At 72.3% G+C, this 18,142-nt stretch carries 17 protein-coding genes; 8 read left to right on the top strand and 9 right to left on the bottom strand.

The window, feature by feature from the left end; translation table 11 throughout:
• Window positions 1-4 precede the first annotated feature (4 nt).
• The 5 genes from ACFPLC_RS43880 to ACFPLC_RS43860 all read right to left on the bottom strand — a co-directional run bounded on the left by ACFPLC_RS43880 (window position 5) and on the right by ACFPLC_RS43860 (window position 7,316).
• Window positions 5-1,174: a VWA domain-containing protein gene (locus tag ACFPLC_RS43880; protein WP_378192217.1), complete on the bottom strand. Its 1,170-nt coding sequence runs from the start codon at window positions 1,172-1,174 to the stop codon at window positions 5-7.
• Window positions 1,171-3,351 carry a DUF5682 family protein gene (locus tag ACFPLC_RS43875; RefSeq protein WP_378192215.1) on the bottom strand — a complete coding sequence of 727 codons (2,181 nt, stop codon included), beginning with the start codon at window positions 3,349-3,351 and terminating at the stop codon, window positions 1,171-1,173. Before ACFPLC_RS43875 ends, ACFPLC_RS43880 begins: the two co-directional genes overlap by 4 nt.
• Window positions 3,348-4,433 carry an ATP-binding protein gene (locus ACFPLC_RS43870; RefSeq protein WP_378192213.1) on the bottom strand — a complete coding sequence of 362 codons (1,086 nt, stop codon included), beginning with the start codon at window positions 4,431-4,433 and terminating at the stop codon, window positions 3,348-3,350. The genes ACFPLC_RS43875 and ACFPLC_RS43870 overlap by 4 nt, the downstream gene beginning before the upstream one ends.
• Entirely contained in the window at window positions 4,430-5,815 is a 1,386-nt protein-coding gene (locus ACFPLC_RS43865; protein ID WP_378192212.1) for a DUF5691 domain-containing protein, read from the bottom strand. Before ACFPLC_RS43865 ends, ACFPLC_RS43870 begins: the two co-directional genes overlap by 4 nt.
• Window positions 5,816-5,996: 181 nt before the next feature.
• A complete protein-coding gene (locus ACFPLC_RS43860; protein ID WP_446681635.1) occupies window positions 5,997-7,316 on the bottom strand; it encodes an SWIM zinc finger family protein in 1,320 nt (439 codons plus the stop codon).
• 91 nt (window positions 7,317-7,407) lie between these two features.
• Between ACFPLC_RS43860 and ACFPLC_RS43855 the strand changes: the two genes are divergently transcribed.
• Both ACFPLC_RS43855 and ACFPLC_RS43850 read left to right on the top strand, forming a co-directional pair.
• Entirely contained in the window at window positions 7,408-7,917 is a 510-nt protein-coding gene (locus ACFPLC_RS43855; RefSeq protein WP_191309611.1) for a PadR family transcriptional regulator, read from the top strand.
• On the top strand, window positions 7,917-8,516 hold the full coding sequence (locus ACFPLC_RS43850) for a GyrI-like domain-containing protein (protein WP_378192210.1): 600 nt from the start codon (window positions 7,917-7,919) through the stop codon (window positions 8,514-8,516). The genes ACFPLC_RS43855 and ACFPLC_RS43850 overlap by 1 nt, the downstream gene beginning before the upstream one ends.
• Here the strand turns inward: ACFPLC_RS43850 and ACFPLC_RS43845 are convergent.
• The 3 genes from ACFPLC_RS43845 to ACFPLC_RS43835 all read right to left on the bottom strand — a co-directional run bounded on the left by ACFPLC_RS43845 (window position 8,501) and on the right by ACFPLC_RS43835 (window position 12,074).
• Window positions 8,501-8,764, bottom strand: coding sequence for a ParB N-terminal domain-containing protein (locus tag ACFPLC_RS43845; protein ID WP_378192208.1), 264 nt, complete (start codon window positions 8,762-8,764; stop codon window positions 8,501-8,503). The genes ACFPLC_RS43850 and ACFPLC_RS43845 overlap by 16 nt on opposite strands.
• On the bottom strand, window positions 8,764-10,830 hold the full coding sequence (locus ACFPLC_RS43840; protein ID WP_378192206.1) for an AMP-binding protein: 2,067 nt from the start codon (window positions 10,828-10,830) through the stop codon (window positions 8,764-8,766). Before ACFPLC_RS43840 ends, ACFPLC_RS43845 begins: the two co-directional genes overlap by 1 nt.
• Before the next feature lie 305 nt (window positions 10,831-11,135).
• Entirely contained in the window at window positions 11,136-12,074 is a 939-nt protein-coding gene (locus ACFPLC_RS43835; protein WP_378192204.1) for a helix-turn-helix transcriptional regulator, read from the bottom strand.
• A gap of 85 nt (window positions 12,075-12,159) precedes the next feature.
• Between ACFPLC_RS43835 and ACFPLC_RS43830 the strand changes: the two genes are divergently transcribed.
• Window positions 12,160-12,552, top strand: coding sequence for a VOC family protein (locus ACFPLC_RS43830; protein ID WP_378192203.1), 393 nt, complete (start codon window positions 12,160-12,162; stop codon window positions 12,550-12,552).
• On the opposite strand, the gene ACFPLC_RS43825 is transcribed toward ACFPLC_RS43830, so the two are convergent.
• Entirely contained in the window at window positions 12,506-12,946 is a 441-nt protein-coding gene (locus ACFPLC_RS43825) for a DarP family protein (RefSeq protein ID WP_191309618.1), read from the bottom strand. The genes ACFPLC_RS43830 and ACFPLC_RS43825 overlap by 47 nt on opposite strands.
• 87 nt (window positions 12,947-13,033) lie before the next feature.
• Here ACFPLC_RS43825 and ACFPLC_RS43820 point away from each other — a divergent pair, with 87 nt between their 5' ends.
• Genes ACFPLC_RS43820 through ACFPLC_RS43800 form a run of 5 tightly spaced genes read left to right on the top strand, consistent with a single transcriptional unit; the run spans window position 13,034 to window position 18,065 of the window.
• A complete protein-coding gene (locus ACFPLC_RS43820; RefSeq protein ID WP_378192201.1) occupies window positions 13,034-13,870 on the top strand; it encodes a helix-turn-helix domain-containing protein in 837 nt (278 codons plus the stop codon).
• Window positions 13,863-14,051: a DUF397 domain-containing protein gene (locus ACFPLC_RS43815; RefSeq protein WP_378192199.1), complete on the top strand. Its 189-nt coding sequence runs from the start codon at window positions 13,863-13,865 to the stop codon at window positions 14,049-14,051. Before ACFPLC_RS43820 ends, ACFPLC_RS43815 begins: the two co-directional genes overlap by 8 nt.
• A gap of 49 nt (window positions 14,052-14,100) precedes the next feature.
• Window positions 14,101-14,850 (top strand): 3-hydroxybutyrate dehydrogenase, encoded by a 750-nt coding sequence (locus ACFPLC_RS43810; RefSeq protein WP_378192197.1) that lies wholly within the window; start codon window positions 14,101-14,103, stop codon window positions 14,848-14,850.
• Window positions 14,851-14,884: 34 nt separating this feature from the next.
• The gene (locus ACFPLC_RS43805) at window positions 14,885-16,210 is read left to right on the top strand and encodes an MFS transporter (protein ID WP_378192195.1); all 1,326 of its coding nucleotides are present in this window, start codon (window positions 14,885-14,887) and stop codon (window positions 16,208-16,210) included.
• A gap of 1 nt (window position 16,211) precedes the next feature.
• The gene (locus ACFPLC_RS43800; protein ID WP_191309627.1) at window positions 16,212-18,065 is read left to right on the top strand and encodes a helix-turn-helix domain-containing protein; all 1,854 of its coding nucleotides are present in this window, start codon (window positions 16,212-16,214) and stop codon (window positions 18,063-18,065) included.
• Window positions 18,066-18,142 lie beyond the last annotated feature (77 nt).

The following is an 18,142-nucleotide window of genomic DNA, read 5'->3' as shown; positions in this document are numbered from 1 at the left end:
CAACTCAGCTGGTCTCCCGGGCCACCCAGCTCTGGAGGTCGTCGCCGCGGATGGCGGCGGCCATCAGGTCCGGGAACTGGTCGGGGGTGCATGCGAAGGCCGGGATGCCCAGCTCGGCCAGGGCCGCCGCGTTCTCGTGGTCGTACGCGGGTGCGCCCGAGTCCGACAGCGCCAGCAGCGTCACCACCTGGACCCCCGCGCCGGCCAGCTCGGCGATGCGGTGCAGCAGCTCGTCTTCGTCGCCGCCCTCGTAGAGGTCGCTGATCAGCACCAGCAGCGTCCGCTCCGGGCGCTCGACCAGGCCCTGGCAGTACGCGATCGCGCGGTTGATGTCCGTGCCGCCGCCCAGCTGGGTGCCGAACAGGACGTCCACCGGGTCGGCGAGGTGCTCGGTGAGGTCCGCGACCTCCGTGTCGAACGCGACGAACGACGTCTTCAGCGCCCGCATCGACGCCAGTACCGCGCCGAACAACCCCGAGTACACCACCGACTCCGCCATCGAGCCGGACTGGTCGACGGCCAGGATCACGTCCCGCTGCACCGCCTGCTGCCGCCGTCCGAAACCGATCAGCATTTCCGGGACGATCGTGCGCAGGTCGGGGGAGTAGTGCTTGAGGTTCGCGTGGATCGTGCGCGCCCAGTCGACGTCGCCGGGACGCGGCCGGTGCGTGCGCGACGCCTTGTCCAGCGCGCCGCGGATCGCCGCGCGGGTGCGTTCGGCGAGCCGTTCCTCCAGCTCCGTGACGACCTTGCGGACCACCTCGCGGGCGGTCTCCTTCGTCTCCTCCGGCAGCACGCTGTTCAGTGACAGCAGCGTGCCGACCAGGTGGACGTCCGGCTCGACCGCCGACAGCAGCTCCTTCTCCAGCAGCATCCGGGTGAGCCCGAGCCGGTCGACCGCGTCGCGCTGCATGACCTGCACGACGGTGCTCGGGAAGTAACGCCGGATGTCGCCCAGCCAGCGGGCGACCCGCGGCGCCGACGCGCCCAGGTTCGCGCTGCGCGGTCCGCCCGCGGCCTCCTCGTCGGGTTTGTCGTAGAGGGCGGCCAGCACCGCGTCCACCCCACTGTCCTCATCGGACAGCTGAGCGTCCTCCAGGCCCGATCCCGGCCCGGCGCCGTCCCCGCCCAGCACCAGCCGCCAGCGCCGCACGCGATCGGTATCGGTGCTCATGCTCCCACCCCCAGCAGCGTCGCCAGGACCGGCAGCACGCGCTCGGCCCGGTCCTCGTCCAGTTCGTCGGCCACCGCCACGACCCGCGCGGTGCCGGTGAGCCCGGCCGCGCGCTGTCCGATCGCCCGCTTCTCGGGCCCGCTGAACGCGCCGAACGTGCGGCGCAGCAACGGGAGCACCTCGGTGAAGACGTCGTCGGCGATCGCCGCCAGCCAGGCGTCGATCACCCGCAGCAGGCCTTCGTCGTGCACCAGCAGCAGCGCGCCGCCGTCGAAGAAGCCCTCGACGTACGCCGCGCCGGCCGACGGCGTGACGCCCGGCGTGAGGGCCCGGCCCAGCCGCAGTTCGATGTCGAGCGCGTCGAACAGCCCGGCGTCGTGCAGGATCCGGGTGAGGCGTCCGGCCAGGAGCGGGGGGAGTGACGGCCGTTCGGCCAGCCGGGCCAGCGCCGCCAGCCAGCGTTCCTTCGCCTCGTCGCCCAGCAGGGAGGTGGCGTCGTGGACGCCGTCGACGAGCTGGGCCAGCCGGGCCGCGGCGTCGTCGTCGATGCCGTGGGCGGCCGGGGGCAGGCCGGCGCAGATCCGGTCCAGCATCCGGTCGGCGACCGCCCGCAGCGCGCCGGTGTCGGTTCCGCGGACGTTGCCGTACCGGGTCGCCCTGGCCAGTGCGGGCAGGGCCGACATCAGCCGGGCGACGTCCGCGTCCGCCGCCGCCCGGGCGTCGAGCGCCGCGAGCGCTTCGGGCAGCGCCTCTGGCAGGTCGGCGAGCAGGCAGTTTTCGACGGCCGTGGTGACCTCGTCGAGCGGTGGCGTGCCTTCGACGGTGCCGCGGATCACCGCGGTGGCCGCCGACGGCACGGTGGTGCCGTACACGGCCGCCGCGACGAGGTCGACCTCGAACGACGGTTCCCAGGCCAGCGCCCACGTCTCGCGGAAGGTGCCCTTGTTCCGCCGGGCCGACGCCTCCCGGCTGCCCCACTCGATGCCGAGGATCCGCAGCCGGTGCAGCAGCTTCGACCGGTCGAGCCCGCCCGGGGTCCGCAGGTCGAGGTCGAGCTCCTTGACGACCGGGTCCTTCTTGAGCCGCAGGCGTTTCGCGGTGGCGGTCAGGTCCGCGGCCAGCGGCGGCTGCGGGACGCTGTCCGGCACTTCGCCGAGCCGTTCGCCGACCACCAGCCGCCGCGTGACGAGCTCGACCTGCACCTCGTCGCCGCCGCACAGCACGGCCCGGGTGGCTTCGGTGACCTCCGCCAGCCCGGCCGACGACCGGCCCCGCAGCGTGGCCAGGGTTTCGGCCAGGCGGACCGCCTCGATCACGTGCGCGGTCGAGACGGGCAGGTCCTCCTCCCGCAGCACGCCCGCGACCTCGGCGAGCCAGCGCGCGGTGACGTCGTCGGCCGTGGTGAACAGGTGGTGGTACCAGCCCGGCGACCGCACGCCCGCGCCGTAGCCGCTGGCCGTGGCGAGGCGCCCGTGAGTCCACGGCACCCAAGTGCACGCGACCTTCCGCTTCGGCAGTCCCTTGAGGACGGCCTGGTCGTGCGAGGCAGGCGGCAACGGGTCGGCCAGCGCGGGCACGTGCCAGGCGCCGCAGACGACGGCGATGTTCTCGAAGCCGTCCTTGCGGGTGCGGCGCAGCACCGAGCGCATGTAGGCCTCGCGACGGGCTTCGTTGCCCTGCGGGGGTTTCTCGTCCTCGCGCACCGCGGTCATCGCGTCGGCGATCACCTCGAACGGGCTTTCGCTGTCCCGCCGCGATTCGACGACGTCGTCCCACCAGCGTTCCGGGTCGTCGTAGCCGCCCGCGGAAGCCAGCAAGGCGAGGGGATCGACCGGCGGGCCGGCGTGCTCGTCCGGCGGCGCGGCGAACGTGTTGGCGGCCGGGAGGTCGCAGAACCGCACCGGAATCCCGGCCTCGCGGGCGTAGGTGAGCGCCTGCCATTCGGGGCTGAAGACGGCGAACGGCCAGAACGCGGCCCGCGAGACGTCGTCGGTCGCGTACGCCAGGAGCGCGACCGGCGGCTGCATGGCCGGGTCCTCGGTGAGCTCGACCAGTGCGTCGGCCTCGGGTGGCCCCTCGATGAGGACGACGTCGGGTTCGACTTCGGCGAGCCGCGTCGCCACGGCCCGGGCGGACCCCGGGCCGTGGTGGCGGATGCCGAGCAGGTGGGTGGTCAAGAGATCTCCTGGCCCGCCCGGTAGAAGTCGGCCCAGCCGTCGCGTTCGCGGACCACGGTCTCCAGGTATTCGATCCAGATCGCGCGGTCGGCCACCGGGTCCTTGACCACGGCGCCGTGGATGCCCGCCGCGATGTCGTGCGGGCGCAGGACGCCGTCGCCGAAGTGGGCGGCCAGGGCGAGCCCGCCGGTGAGCACGCTGATCGCCTCTGCGGTGGACAGCGTGCCGGACGGCGACTTCACCGCCGTGCGGCCGTCTTCGGTGCGGCCCGAGCGGAGCTCGCGGAACACCGTGACCACGCGGCGGATCTCGTTCAGCTCGGCGGCTTCGGCGGGCAGCTTCAGCGACGCGCCCAGCTCGGCGACCCGCCTGCTGACGATCTCCACCTCGGCCTCGGCGCTGTCCGGCAACGGCAGCACGACCGTGTTGAACCGCCGCCGCAGCGCGCTGGACAGCTCGTTGACGCCCTTGTCTCGGTTGTTCGCCGTCGCGATCAGGTTGAAGCCCGGCCGCGCCTGCACCTCGGTGCCCAGCTCGGGAATCGGCAGCGTCTTCTCCGAGAGGATCGTGATGAGCGAGTCCTGGACGTCGGCAGGGATGCGCGTCAGCTCCTCGAGCCGGGCCAGCTTGCCGTCGCGCATCGCGCGCAGCACCGGGCTTTCGACCAGGGCGGCGGGGCTCGGGCCCTCGGCGATCAGCCGGGCGTAGTTCCAGCCGTAGCGGATCGACTCCTCCGACGTGCCCGCGGTGCCCTGCACCAGCAGCGTCGAATCCCCGCTGATGGCGGCCGAGAGGTGCTCGGACACCCACGTCTTCGCCGTGCCGGGCACGCCGAGCAGCAGCAGCGCGCGGTCGGTGGCGAGGGTGGCGACGGCGACCTCGATCAGCCGCCGCGGGCCGACGTACTTCGGGGTGATGACGGTGCCGTCCGGCAGCGTGCCGCCGAGCAGATACTCGACGACGGCCCACGGCGACAGGTTCCAGTTGGGCGGCTTCGCCCGGTCGTCGGCGGCGGCCAGGGCGGCCAACTCGGCGGCGTGGTCCTGTTCGGCGTGCGGCCGGAGGACGGTGGGGGCGGTCATGCGAGCTCCTCGTACATTTCGCGGCGGAAGTTCAGCGTTTCGGTGAGCGCCCGGCGCCACGGCCCGGCGTCCATGGTCAGGCGGGTGGTGGCCAGCGGGTGGCGCAGGCACTCCGCCGGGACCGCACGGGCGATCACGACGGCGGCGTGCGAAACCAGGCGGTGGTCGTCCTGGCGGGCGATCCAGTCGAGCAGCGCGGTGCCGAGCTCCTTCGTCCACGGCCGCGGCAGCTCGTGCACCAGCCGCGCGAAGGATTCGACGGGCAGCCGGCTGATCAGGTGCCCGGCGGTGGCGGCCTGGCTGCCCGGGCTCAGCACGCCGAGCAGCGGCGGGGTGGTGCGCCCGCCGGGGTCGGCGCCGATCAGCGCCTGCGCCCAGGTTTCGTCGCGCTGGCGCAGGGCAGCGGTGGCCCACGAGTCCCGCAACACGGCGGCCGGGCAGCCTTCGACGGTCATCCGCACGACCTCGGCCGGCGGGCCGAACTCCGTCCAGAACGCCAGGGGAGCGGACGCGACGAGGGTGCGCAGCCGGACCGTGCCGTCACCGCGTTCCCCTTGCGGGACGGTGACTTCGAGGACCCGGCCCCGGCGGCGGACCAGCGGACGCAGCCGTTCGGCCATGCTCTCGCCATAGCGCGTGCCGGGCAGCCGGCCGAGCAGATCGGCGGCCTGTTCCCGGACGGCGGCGGCCCGATCGGTGAGCGCGGCTTCGAGGAAGGCTTCGTCTTGGGGGCGCACGTGTCCGGAGAGGACACCGAGGAAGTCGGCCCGGACGTCGGCGGGCTCGGTCTTCCAGGAGGAGGTGAGGGCTTCGCGGGCGGCGTCCGGGTCTCGGGCGAGCCGGTCGGCGAGCCACCGGCGGCGCTGGGCGAGGCTGCCGTACTGCCAGACGTCGCCGGATTCTTCCGGCGGCGCGGCCAGGAACGCCCAGTCGGGGTTCCGCTGGCCGAGCCAGGCCCCGACAGGCCCGGCCACGGCGGCGAGCGGCCCGCGCAGGGCGGCTTTGGTGCGGGCGGCCTCGGCGAGCAGCGGCAGGGCTTCCGGCGGGACGCGGTAGCCGGTGCCGGCCACGATGCCGAGCCACTCGAGGAGGAGATCGGGGTGGCTGGCGGCGAGCAGGCGCCCGAGCCGGTCCCGGGCGAGCGCGGGGACGAACGGGCGCTCGTCTTCGGGTGCCACGGGCAGCGGCCGGACGTCGCGCAGCGGCTGCCGCCCGGCCCGCCGAAAGGTGGCGAGCACGGCCGCGGCGGCGAGCAGCTGCTCGGCCGGATCGCGGCGATCGGCGACGAGCTCCTGGACGGCGGCCGGCTGCGCGGACGGGTCCAGGGTGCGCCGGCGGGTGCCGAGGAGGGCGGTGCCGACGAGATCTTCCCAGGCTTTCACGGCTTCACCGCCTTTCGGAGTAGATGGGTTCGGGATGGTCGGGGCTTCGAGGTGCGCGGCCGCAGCGCCGGACACGGGTACCGCTCGGCGTTTCGGAGTGGGGACGGTTGGGGCTTCGAGGTGCGTGGCCGCAGCGCCCGACTCGGGCGCGGATCGGGACCACTCGGCGTGGCTTCGGAATTCACAGCCGCACCGCCCGGCCTTCGTGCCAGCAGGTCAACGGCCGCAACCCCGCTTGGCTCCACTCGCCAGCCACCGTCAGCGGACGGCCCGCCGACAGCGCCAGCAACGACCAGGGGAACGCGGAGGGCACCAGCGGCAGCGCCGTTCCGTCCGGTTCGGACAGACACCAGCCGCCCGCGTGTTCGGCCGGGGTGACGCCCGACAGCAGCACCGGCCAGCGCTCCAGCCAGGGGTCCGCCGCCATCGCCCGCGCGTGGGCCGCCAAGGCGTCCGCGATGGAACCGCCTTCGGCCGTGGGGGACGGCAACGGGATGCCGCGCTCCGCTACCAGGGCGCGCATCGGGGCCGCGCCCGGGTAGAACGCCAGGTGCGCGGTCAGCCGGTGGCCCGGTGGCAACGTCGCGTCGAGGGGACGGCCCGGCGGTGCGAACGACAGCACCAGCGCGTCCCGGCCCGTGGCGAGGCCGCGCAGCCACGTCCGGCGGGTGAGCAGGCGGTCGTTCTCCTCGTCGGCCGCGCCCGTGATCAGCCATTCGTCCGCGACGCGCTCGCCGCTTTCCAGGACCCGGGCCGTTTCCACCGAGAAACCGAGCCTCGTGCGGACCGTTTCCGCCAGCGCGGGTGGCAGCGAGTCCAGGCGGGTGGCCGCGTCGGCGAGCAGGTACAGCTGGGACAGCTCGGCCAGGAGCGCTTCCGGCCAGTCGCGCCGGCCGACGAGGCCCGCCGCCCGGCGCAATCCGCCCGCGAGACCCGACGCCTGGGCGTCGACCATCCGCGCCGCGACCGTGCGCAGCTCTTCGCCGCCGGTGCGCTCGAAGCCCGCGAAACCCGCGCCGATCCGGTCGGTGAGCCAGACCTTCAGCTCCGCGACACCGCCTTCGACACGCGCCGCCCGCTCGGCAGCACGCCGGGCGGCCGCCTCCTCGTCTTTCGGCCCCGCCGCCTCGGCGCGTTTCTCCGCTCGCCGTGCGCGGTCGGCGCGTTCGGCCAGCCACGTGTGCACCCACTCGGGTGGTTCCGCGGCGTCGACCTGGCCGGCCGCCCAGAGCAGCAGCAGCCCCAGCGCGTGCTTGCACGGGAACTTCCGGCTGGGACAGGAACACCGGAACGCGGGCTCGGCGAGCTCGACGCACGTCTGGTACGGCTTCTTGCCGCTTCCCCGGCAGAAGCCCCACACGGCGTCTTCGGACGCACCCGCGCCCGACCACCTCGCCGGCGTGGCGAGCGCCCGGCCCGCCTTTTCCGACGCGGGATCCGGCGCCAGCCCGGCCACGCGTTCCGCGGTCCACGGCACCGCCGTCACCACCTGTCCCCCCACTGCTCTCCCTCGCTTTCCGGTACGAGGTGAAGCATGCCAGTCGCCACCGACAATTTCGGGAAGGCGACTATTCTAGTGCTAGAGTACGACCGTGCTGACCGATGCGGAGCTGACGGTGCTGGGCCTGGTGGCCGAGCGGCCGAGGCACGGCTACGAGCTGGACGAGGTCGTCTCGGAACGCGGCATGCGCGACTGGACGGCGCTCGGCTTCAGCTCGATCTACTACGTCCTGGGGAAGCTCCGCGAGAAAGGCCTGGTCGCCGAGGTCGAAGCGGAACGAGCGCACGCCAAGGCCAAGAAGACGTTCACCGTCACCGAAGCGGGCCGCCAGGCGTGCGCGGCGGCCGCCGAAGCCGCCATCGCGGAGCTGCGGCCGGTGCACCCGCCGGTGCTGGTCGGCTTGGCCAACAGCCCGGCCGTCCCGCCCGAACGGCTCGCGGCCGCGCTGGCCCGGCGCGCGGAGGCGGTCGGCGAGCGGCTGGCCGAGGTCCGGCGCGCCGCCGCGGCCCAGGACCACGCCCCGCCGTTCGTCCGGGCGATCTTCGACTACTCCATCGCACAACTCGAGGCGGAAGCCCGCTGGCTGGAAGGAATGACCTGATGCCGTACGACCTCAAGAAGGAACTCAAGGAGCTCTACGCCCCGAAGAACCGCGACTGGGCGTTGCTCGACGTCCCCGAGCAGCGGTTCCTCGCCATCGACGGCCGGGGCAACCCGAACACCGCGGAGAGCCACCGGAAGGCCGTCGAAGCGCTCTACGCCTTCGCGTACACGATCAAGTTTTCGGCGAAACAACGCGGTGAGGACTTCGTCGTGGGCCCCCTGGAAGGGCTGTGGTGGGCGGACGACTACACGGCCTTCACCGTGCGCGCCAAGGACTCCTGGCAGTGGACGATGCTCATCGCGCAGCCGCCGTGGATCGGGGAGGACGCGGTCGAGGAGGCCCGGGAAACCGTGTGGCGCAAGAAGAAGATCGATGCGCCGGTCCGGTTCGAGAAGCTGCACGAGGGCCGGTGCGCGCAGGTTCTCCATGTCGGCTCGTACGACGACGAAGGCCCGCTATTGGCCCGCCTGCACGACGAATACGTTGTGGAGCACGGATTGAAGCTCACCGGGTTGCACCACGAGGTCTACCTGGGCGACCCACGGCGTGTGGCGCCCGCGAAGCTCAAGACCGTGCTGCGTCAGCCGGTCGGCTGATCCAGCTCGGCCAGGCCGCGCTCCCACCGCGCCCGGCGTTGTGCGGACGTCTGCTCCCACCACGGCTCACCGCGCTCGCCCAGCGCGACCTTCGCCGCCTGGACGCGGGCGCGGTCCTGCACGCGCCGGGCCGCCATCAGGTGCTTCTGCAGGCGGTCGCGGACGTCGGCGGGGATCTCCGGGTCCGTCGCGCGCCAGCGGCGGCCGTTGACGATGATGTACCGGCCGTCCGGTGTGTGTTCGGGCATCAGTATTCGCTGGTCGCCGGCCAGGTGTCGTCGTGCAGCAGCCGCTTGAGGATCTTGCCCGTCGCGTTGCGCGGCAGGTCCGGGACGAAATACACGTCCCGCGGCACCGCGAACCGGGCCAGCCGGTGGTGGATGTACTGGCGGATGTCCTCCGCGTGCAGCGACGCGCCCCGGCGCGGGACGACGTACGCCGCCAGGCGCTGGCCCCACTCCGCGTCCGCCACGCCGACCACCGCCGCGTCGTGGACGCCCGGAAGGGCCACCAAGGCCTCCTCGACCGGCCTCGGGAACACGTTTTCGCCGCCCGAGACGATCATTTCGTCGGCCCGGCCGGTGACGAACAGGCGGCCGGCCGCGTCGAGATAGCCCACGTCGCCGCTGGCCATCATGTCGGCCGCACGGGCCGGGTCCGTTCCGCTCGTGTAGCCCTCGAACAGCATGTCGTTGCCGACGAAGATCTGGCCTTCGCCGCCCGGCGGCACCGGCTTGCGGTCCTCGTCCAGGATCGCCAGCCGCGTGCCGAGCGGGCAGCGGCCGGCCGTCGTCGGCGCGGCGCGCAGGTCGGCCGGGTCGGCGATGCTCGCCCAGGACACCTCGGTCGAGCCGTAGAAGTTGTAGAGGACGTCGCCGAAGGTGTCCATGAACTGCGTGACGAACGACCCGGACATCGCCGAGCCGCTGCTGGCCACGATCCGCAGCGACGACACGTCGTAGCGCGCGCGGACGCGTTCGGGCAGGTCCATGATCCGCTGCAGCATGATCGGCACGGCGAACAGCGCGTCGCACTTCTGCTCGGCGATCGTCCGCAACGTCTCTTCGGCGTCGAACTTGCGGATCAGCGCGAGCGACGCCCGCAGCGCCATCCCGATCTGCATCGCGGCGAGGCCCCACGTGTGGAACAGCGGCGCCGCGACGAGCAGCCGGTCGCCGGCCCGCAGCGGGATCCGGTCGAGGATCGCCGCGGCGGTGCCCAGCCCCTTCGGCGTGGGGCGGCGCGCACCCTTCGGCGTCCCGGTGGTGCCGGAGGTGAGCACGATCAGCCGGCCCGGCCGCTCGACCGGCTTCGGGCGGTCGGCGGGCGCGGCCTGGATCAGCTCGTCGACGGTCGGGTAGCCGGCGTCGGCGTCCGGCCAGGTGCTGATCCGCGCGAAGTCGCCGGGCACGTTCGCGATGGTCTGCGCGAACTCGTCGTCGGCCAGCACGGCGGAGGGCCGGTGCTCGGCGAGCACGTCCTTGACCGAGGCGGCGGACAGGCCGGTGTTGAGCAGGATGACGTCGGCACCGAGCTTGCTGGCGGCGACGAACGACTCGATCATCGCGGCGTGGTTGCGGCACATCAGCGCGATCCGGTCGCGCTCGACGACGCCGAGTTCGCTCAGCGCGTTGGCGAGCCGGTCGCTGCGCTCCTGGACCTGGCGGAACGTGCGGACGCTGCGTTCGTCGTGCAGGGCGAGCTCGTCCGGGACGCGGGCCGCCGCGGCCTGGTAGCCGCCCGCGACCGTGGCGCCCCACTGGGCGAGGGAGTTCAGCTGCCGCGCGAGCTTGTCCGGCCGTCCGGCGCTGAGCACGCCGGCGCGCAGCAGGATGCTCGTGGTGCGCAGCTTGGTGGCCTTGTTGGTCTCGCCGTCGGTCTCGGGGTCGTGCTCGCCGGCCAGGTGCAGGTCGAGGCGGCGGGCGAGGGCGCGGACGTCCTTTTTGATCGACGAGACGAGTTCCAGGTGCGACGGCGGCAGCATCATCCGCACGAACAGCTCGGTCTTGCCGCCGGCCAGCGGTCTCAGCTCCAGGGAGACCCAGGTGCCCTCGTCCGGGACGCCGCACCACACGACGTGCTCGCCCGGCCGGTAGACGACGGCCTGCATCTGGGTCTCGAGCATCGGTCCCCGCGCGGGGACGATCCGGATCACGCCCCGCGGGCCGCGTCCGCGCGCGGCCGGCTCCTGGATTTCGCACCAGCTGATCTCCGGCACGAACCGCGAGTACCACTCCGGCGATCCGACGATCTGCCAGACCACGTCCGGCGGGTGCCCCACCACGGCACTCGCTTCGACCACATCGTCACGCATTGTCTGCCCTCACCGAAGTGTCACCGAACGCACGTTCAGATAACGGAGGCGTCACAATAGCAGCAAACGGGTGATCGGGGATACTCCGAACGGCCAGATACCAGCGGGTAACGGACACTCGCAGTAGGTCCTCCGCGTGTCCAATGTAGACCCATGAAGGGCGTTCACCATGCATAGTGGCGGTCCGGCCGTTCGACGTGATCGACAGTCGGGGTTCGAAGACGTCGTGGGCGCCCTGGAAGAGGGGGAGATGTCGAGTGGGACATTTCCGACATCATGGCCAAAGTGGACCGGCGGGCGCGTGATCACGTTCCGTAGCGGGCGACGAGTTCCGCGCCCAGCCGCGCCAGCTCCGCCTTCACCGACTCCGGGCCCTCCACCTCGACCAGCGCACCCCACCCCGCCAGCTCCTGCGCGATCATCACCGGCGCCGCCGCGGCCACCCGGGCGCGGACCCGCTCCCCGGGCAGCTCCGCGACCAGTTCGCAGTGCCGCCCGAACCGTCCCTGGAACACCCCGAAGTGCCGCCGGTCGAGCACCACGTCCGCGCTGAGCAGCGAACGCCGCTGTTCCATCTCCTCGACGACGTCCCGCCACACCCGGGCCAGCTCCAGGTCCGACGGACGGTCCGCGGGCTCATCGGTCGGGGTGGCCGAGACGATCCGGTCGACGCGGAAGGTGCGCCGGCCCTTCGCCGTTCCCGCGACGAAGTACCAGACCTCGTCCTTGTCGACCAGGCCCCACGGGTCCACGAGCCGCTCGGACTTCTCGCGCCCGGCGTACGCGAGGCGGACGCGGCGGCGCGCGATGACGGCGTCCCGCAGCAGCGTGACCATCGGCGGCCGTTCCTTCGGCCGTTCACCCCAGCCCACCTGGTCGACGACGACCGCGTCCGCCGCCGCCTCGGCGTCCGCCCGGAACGTGCCCGGCAGCGCGCCCATCAGCTTCCGCAGCGCCGACTTGACCTCGGGTGCGGCCGCCGCGGCCGGGCCGGCCAGCAGGAACAGCGCCTGGGCCTCGCGCGCGCTCAGGCCCGAGAGGTCGGTGCGTGCCCCGCCGACGAGCTGCCAGCCCCCGCCGCGGCCCGGCTGCGGGTAGACGGGCACGCCGGCGGCCGAGAGGGCTTCGAGGTCGCGGCGGGCGGTCGCGACGGAGATCTCCAGCTCGGTGGCCAGTTCGGCGGCCGTGACGCGGCCGCGCGTCTGCATCAGCAGGAGGGTGGCCACGAGGCGGTCCGCGCGCATGGGAAAAGTGTCGCAGGAAAAGTAGTCACTCGATGAGCACTTTTCCGCCGCATGATGGCTCCACACCGCTGGAGAGGAGCAGGACATGCTGCGAGGAATGGCCACCGTCACCTACTACGCCGAAGACCACGAGGCCGCGAAGGCCTGGTACACGGAGTTCCTCGGGATGGCGCCGTACTACGAGGTCCCGGGGTACTTCGAGTTCCGGATCGGCGACTACCGGCACGAACTCGGGATCATCGACCGCACGTACGCCCCCTTCACGCACACCGAGCCGGGCGGCGAGATCGTCCGCTGGCACGTCGACGACCTCGAAGCGACCTTCGCCCGCCTGCTGGAGCTGGGCGCGCAGGAGTACGAGCCGATCATCGAACGCGGGCCGGGTTTCGTGACGGCCTCGGTCGTCGACCCGTTCGGCAACGTCCTCGGGATCATGACGAACGTGCACTATCTCGCGGTGCTGGCGGAACGCTCATGAGCCGGTACGCCTCTTTGACGCACTTCTCGCACCGCTCGTGCCGCGCGGTCTTGCCCGCGGGATCGGTGCCGTAGAAGGGGAAGCAACCCGCGCCGCAGCTCGCGAAGTAGATGAGGCCGAGCCGCACCTCGCCGCGGCCGACGTAGTGGCTGAGCCGGCGACGCGGTTCCGGCCCGCACTCGGGGATCCAGCCGTGGGAAGGCAGCCGGGCGGCGGCGATCTCGTCGAGGACGCCCGCGCGGCTGATCAGGTCCGCGCCGAGACAGCTCAGGCGCTCGCCGAGGTCGCGCAGGCCGTCGGCGCGCAGGGGCGGGCCGGTCAGCCAGGTGACGTCGCCGGGGAGCGTTTCGGCGAGGTCGCGAAGACGGGTCAGGAGTGCGTGGTCCGGGTCCATGACCAGCAGCGAAACTGACGCGGATCCGCGACACCAGCCGACGGGCGGGGCAGCGGAAATGTCGGGCCCCGATGACACAATGCGGTCATGGCAACACCCTTCGCGACACCCCGGGCGAGAGCGCTCGGGTTCGGGCTGCGCACCTGCCGCGAGGCAAAGAACCTCGGTGTGCGGCAGCTGGCCCGGAAGATCGGCGTGCATGCGCAGGAACTGTCCAATTGGGAGTACGGAAAGCGGATTCCCAAGGTGGAGCAGGTGGCGCTGCTCTTGGGGTTCCTCGTGGTGGAGCCGGGGGAGCGGGCGAGGTTGCTGGACCTGGCTCGGACCGCCCACGAGACCAGTTGGCTCACGTCCTCGAAGAACCAGGTCTATGTCCAGTACGAGCGGGAGGCGAGCGAGCTGTTCGGGTGGGAACCGGTGCTGGTTCCCGGGCTGCTTCAGACGCCCGCCTATGCCCGGAGGGTGCTGGGCGACCTCGGCGTTTCCGGTGATGAGCTCGAAAAGCTGCTCTTGCTCCGGCAGGTGCGTCGCGACTTGCTCAGTGGGCCGAGGGCGACTTTTTTGCACGTGGTCATCGGCGAGGCGGTGCTGCGGCCGCCCTTCATCGAGCCTTCGGTGATGGTCGAACAGTTGCGGTTCATGCTCGGCCTGATGCGGCGGCGGAACGTCAGCGCGCAGGTGTTCCGCGGCAGTTCGAGCTACCAGCCCGGACTTTCCGGGCCTTTCGTGATTTTGGACTTTCCGCAGCTGCCGCCGATCGTGTTCCTGGAGCAGTACCAGGCGACCGGATACCTCTACGCTGAGGATCAGGTCGCCGACTACAAGGCGGCGGCGAAGAACTTAGCGGCCCTCGCCCTCAGCGAGCAGGACAGCTGCGCGCTGATCAGGGAGGTGATCGCCGAACTCGGAGGGCCGGATGAGTGAGTGGCGGACTTCCCGCTATTCCGAAGACATCAACTGCGTCGAAGTGGCGCTGGGACCTGCGGCAAAAATCCGCGACACCAAGGACCGCTCCGGCGGCACCCTCGAAATCTCCACCCGATCGTGGGAAGCCTTACTCTCCGCACTGTGTCGCCCGACCACACTGGATCTTCCGAAGGTGTAGTTGCCGCACACATAGCTAGCGACCGGGGTCACGCTTACCGTTCCCGTCCATGACCAGCGATCTGGACGGGCGCACCGCCCTCGTCACCGGCGGTGCCGGCGGTATCGGCCTCGCCTGCGTCCGCGCCCTCGCCGCGGCCGGGGCCAAGGTGCACGTCGTCGACATCGACGAGCGCCGCACCGAAGCCGCCGCCGCCGAGGTCGGCGGGTGGGCGCACGTCGCCGACCTCACCGATCCCTCCTCCGTCGCCGGTCTCCCCGCCGAGGTCGACATCCTGGTCAACAACGCCGGGATCCAGCACGTCGCGCCCCTCGAAGACTTCCCGCCGGAGGTCTTCACGCGGATCCAGACCCTGATGGTTACCGCTCCCTTCCTGCTCGTCCGGCACACGCTTCCGGCCATGTACGCCCGGGGGTGGGGGCGGATCGTCAACATGTCGAGCGTCCACGGGCTGCGCGCCTCCGCCTACAAGTCCGCGTACGTCGCCGCCAAGCACGGGCTCGAAGGCCTGTCCAAGGTCGCCGCGCTCGAAGGCGCTGAGCACGGCGTCACCAGCAACTGCGTGAACCCGGGTTACGTGCGCACCCCGCTCGTCGACGGGCAGATCGACGCCCAGGCCGCCGAGCACGACATCCCGCGTGAGGACGTCGTCTCCGAAGTGCTCCTCAAGCGGGCCGCGATCAAGAAGCTCATCGAACCCGAAGACGTCGCTTCCCTGGTGGTGTGGCTGTGCTCGCCGCACGCCGGTCACGTCACCGGGGCCTCAGTTCCCCTCGATGGCGGTTGGACCGCCGCTTAACCGCCCGCACAACCACAAGGAAGTGGAGCCCGCAGTGAGCCAACCCCATCGGTCGGCGATCGCCAAGATCGTCGGCGCGAGCCTGATCGGCACCACCATCGAGTGGTACGACTTCTTCCTCTACACCTCGGCCGCCGCCCTCGTCTTCAACAAGCTGTTCTTCCCGACGGCGGACCCGCTCACCGGCACGCTGCTGGCGTTCCTGACCTACGCCGTCGGGTTCCTGGCCCGCCCGATCGGCGGGCTGGTCTTCGGCCACTTCGGCGACCGGCTCGGCCGCAAGAAACTGCTGGTCGTCAGCCTCGTGCTGATGGGCGGCTCGACCTGCCTGATGGGTGTCCTGCCGACGTACGCGACCGCCGGTGTCGCGGCCCCTCTGCTCCTCACGCTGCTGCGGCTCGTGCAGGGCTTCGCGCTCGGCGGGGAATGGGGCGGGGCCGTCCTGATCGTCTCCGAACACGGTGACGACCGCCGCCGCGGGTTCTGGGCGAGCTGGCCGCAGTGCGGCGCGCCCGGCGGGAACCTGCTGGCCACCGCCGTGCTGGCCGTCCTGTCGGCCACGCAGTCCGATGCCACGTTCATGTCGTGGGGCTGGCGCGTCCCGTTCCTGCTCTCCGGGGTGCTGCTGCTGATCGGGCTGTGGATCCGGCTGGCCGTCGCCGAGTCGCCGGTGTTCCTCGCCGCGCAGCGCCAGGCCGAGGCGCGCGCCGACAAGCACGTCCCGGTCGTCGACGTCTTCCGCAACAGCTGGCGGCAGGTGCTGATCACCATCGGCGCCCGGATGGCGGAGAACGTCTCGTACTACGTGATCACCGCGTTCATCCTGGTGTACGTCACGACCGGGCTGCACCTGCCGAAGGGCGTCGGCCTGACCGCCGTGCTCATCGGCTCGGCCGTGCACTTCGTGACCATCCCGGTGTGGGGTGCGCAGTCCGACCGCGTCGGCCGTCGTCCGGTCTACCTGTTCGGCGCGATCGGGATGGCCGTGTGGGGCTTCGCGTTTTTCATGCTGCTGGACACGAAGTCGTCGGCGGTGATCGTGCTGGCCGCGACCATCGGGCTGGTGCTGCACGGCGCGATGTACGGCCCGCAGGCCGCTTTCTTCGCCGAGCAGTTCCCGACCCGGGTGCGCTACACCGGCCTTTCCGTCGGCGGGCAGCTGTCGTCGATCGCCGCCGGGGCCGTCGCGCCGCTGATCGCCGTCGCGCTGTTCTCGGCCTGGCACAGCACCGTGCCGGTGTCGCTGTACGTCGCGGCGATGTGCCTGATCACGACGATCGCGCTGCTTGCCGCCCGCGAGACCCGCGGCGAATCGCTGCACGACGACGTCGAGGCCGAGAAGGCGGCCGTTTCGCCCTAACATGACGGCCGTGACCGCACCCTCGGACGCGCTGCGCCGGCTGCTCGACCTGCTCGCCTCCGGGGCGAGCACCGAGCAGCTGGCGCACGTCGTCGTGGCCGCCCGCGCCGAGGGCGCCCTCGACGCGGCCGACCTGGCCGCGCTGGCCAGCGCGGGCGAGCTCGCCCTGCGGATCCGCGAGACGCTGGCCGAGCACCGGCGGCGCGAGGCCCAGCTCACCGCGCTGTTCGAGACCGCGAGCGAGCTCGCCGCACTGTCCGATCCGGACACCGTGCTGCGCTCGATCGTCCGGCGGGCGCGGGCGCTGCTCGGCGTCGACGTCTCCTACCTCAGCCTCAACAACGAGGCCGAGGGCAAGACCTACATCCGGGTCAGCGACGGCTCGGTGTCGGCGGAGTTCCAGCAGATCGTGCTCGGGATGGGCGAGGGCCTGGGCGGGCTGGTCGCGCAGACCGCGCGGCCGTACGCGACGTCGGACTACTTCAACGACGACCGGTTCAAGCACACGCGGCACATCGACTCCGGCGTCGAAGACGAGGGCCTGACCGCGATCCTCGGCGTCCCGCTGGCGATCGGCCCGAAGGTGCTGGGCGTGCTCTTCGCGTCCGACCGGGCCACCCGGGAGTTCTCCGCGGACGAGGTGGCGCTGCTGTCGTCGCTGGCCGACCACGCCGCGATCGCCCTGGACAGCGCGAACCTGCTCGACCAGACCCGCCGCGCGGTCGCGGAGCTCAACGAGGCCAACGCGACGATGGAACGCGCCGAGGACGCCCACGACCGGCTGACCGACCTCGTCCTGCGCGGGGGCGACCTGCCGGACGTCGCCGACGCGGTCGCCGCCGTGCTGCACGGAGACCTCACCGTCTACGACGCCGACGGCACGCTCCTGGCGAGTTCGGCGGCCCCGGTGCCGCTCGACCCGGACGCGCTCGCCGCGGCCCGCACCACCGGGCGCGCGGTGTCCACAAAGGACAACTGGGTGTGCGCGGTCCAGGCCGGCCCGGAACTCCTCGGCAGCCTGGTGCTGGCCGGTCGCGCGGGCCTCGGCGATCCCGACCGGCGGCTGTTCGAACGCGCCGGCGTCGTGACGGCGTTGCTGCTGATGCTGCGGCGGTCCGTGGTGCGCGCCGAGGACGAGGTCCGCGGCGAGCTGCTGACCGACCTGCTCACCGCGCCCGACCGCAACCCGCGGGCGCTGCTGGCCCGCGGCCGACGGCTCGGGATCGACCTGTCGGCCCCGCACGCGGTCCTGGTCGCCCACGCGGACGGCGGCTCCCGCCGCCGGGTGGCGAGCGCGGCGGCCCGGCACGCGACGCTGGTCGGGGTGCACGCGGAGGAAGTCGTGCTGCTCGCGACCGGCGACCCGGACGAGCTGGCCCGCCGCGTCGCGGCCGACCTCGGTTCCGCGACCGGCCGCCCGGTCACGGTGGGCGCGGCGGGCCCGGCGAGCGGCCCGTCGGCGATCGCGGACGCCCACGCGGAGGCGGCGCGCTGCGTCCGGGCGTTGCTGGCGCTCGGCCGCACGGGCGAAGGCGCGGCCATGGCCGGGCTCGGCTTCCTCGGCCAGCTCCTCGGCGACCGCGCGGACCTGGACGCGTTCGTCCGCCAGACGCTCGGACCGGTGCTGGACTACGACTCGCGCCGAGGCACCGAGCTGGTGGCGACGCTGCGGGCGTACTTCGCGAACGGCTCGCAGCTGGCGCGGACGAAGGACGTGCTGCACGTCCACGTGAACACGGTGGTGCAGCGGCTGGAGCGGGTGGCGTCGCTGCTGGGGGAGGACTGGCAGGCGCCGGACCGAGCCCTGGAAATCCAGCTGGCCCTGCGGTTGCACCGGCTCGCGTCGCCGCGCTGACTCCGCCGGGGCGCAGTGAATGACTCATTCCTGGCGTCCGCGGCCAGGAATGAGTCATTCATGACGCCGTGGCCGAT

Source organism: Amycolatopsis plumensis (assembly GCF_042652605.1).
GTDB classification, from domain to species: Bacteria; Actinomycetota; Actinomycetes; order Mycobacteriales; family Pseudonocardiaceae; genus Amycolatopsis; species Amycolatopsis plumensis.
Note: the sequence above shows the minus strand (reverse complement) of the source record. Positions and strands in the feature narration are given on the sequence as shown.

Bases quoted from the DNA above. Each gene is read 5' to 3' on its own strand.
- ACFPLC_RS43800 (WP_191309627.1), top strand. From the start codon at position 16,212: ATGACGGCCGTGACCGCACCCTCGGACGCGCTGCGCCGGCTGCTCGAC.
- ACFPLC_RS43830 (WP_378192203.1), top strand. From the start codon at position 12,160: ATGCTGCGAGGAATGGCCACCGTCACCTACTACGCCGAAGACCACGAG.
- ACFPLC_RS43815 (WP_378192199.1), top strand. From the start codon at position 13,863: ATGAGTGAGTGGCGGACTTCCCGCTATTCCGAAGACATCAACTGCGTC.
- ACFPLC_RS43810 (WP_378192197.1), top strand. From the start codon at position 14,101: ATGACCAGCGATCTGGACGGGCGCACCGCCCTCGTCACCGGCGGTGCC.
- ACFPLC_RS43870 (WP_378192213.1), bottom strand. From the start codon at position 4,433: ATGACCGCCCCCACCGTCCTCCGGCCGCACGCCGAACAGGACCACGCC.
- ACFPLC_RS43880 (WP_378192217.1), bottom strand. From the start codon at position 1,174: ATGAGCACCGATACCGATCGCGTGCGGCGCTGGCGGCTGGTGCTGGGC.
- ACFPLC_RS43840 (WP_378192206.1), bottom strand. From the start codon at position 10,830: ATGCGTGACGATGTGGTCGAAGCGAGTGCCGTGGTGGGGCACCCGCCG.
- ACFPLC_RS43820 (WP_378192201.1), top strand. From the start codon at position 13,034: ATGGCAACACCCTTCGCGACACCCCGGGCGAGAGCGCTCGGGTTCGGG.
- ACFPLC_RS43850 (WP_378192210.1), top strand. From the start codon at position 7,917: ATGCCGTACGACCTCAAGAAGGAACTCAAGGAGCTCTACGCCCCGAAG.
- ACFPLC_RS43825 (WP_191309618.1), bottom strand. From the start codon at position 12,946: ATGGACCCGGACCACGCACTCCTGACCCGTCTTCGCGACCTCGCCGAA.
- ACFPLC_RS43835 (WP_378192204.1), bottom strand. From the start codon at position 12,074: ATGCGCGCGGACCGCCTCGTGGCCACCCTCCTGCTGATGCAGACGCGC.
- ACFPLC_RS43845 (WP_378192208.1), bottom strand. From the start codon at position 8,764: ATGCCCGAACACACACCGGACGGCCGGTACATCATCGTCAACGGCCGC.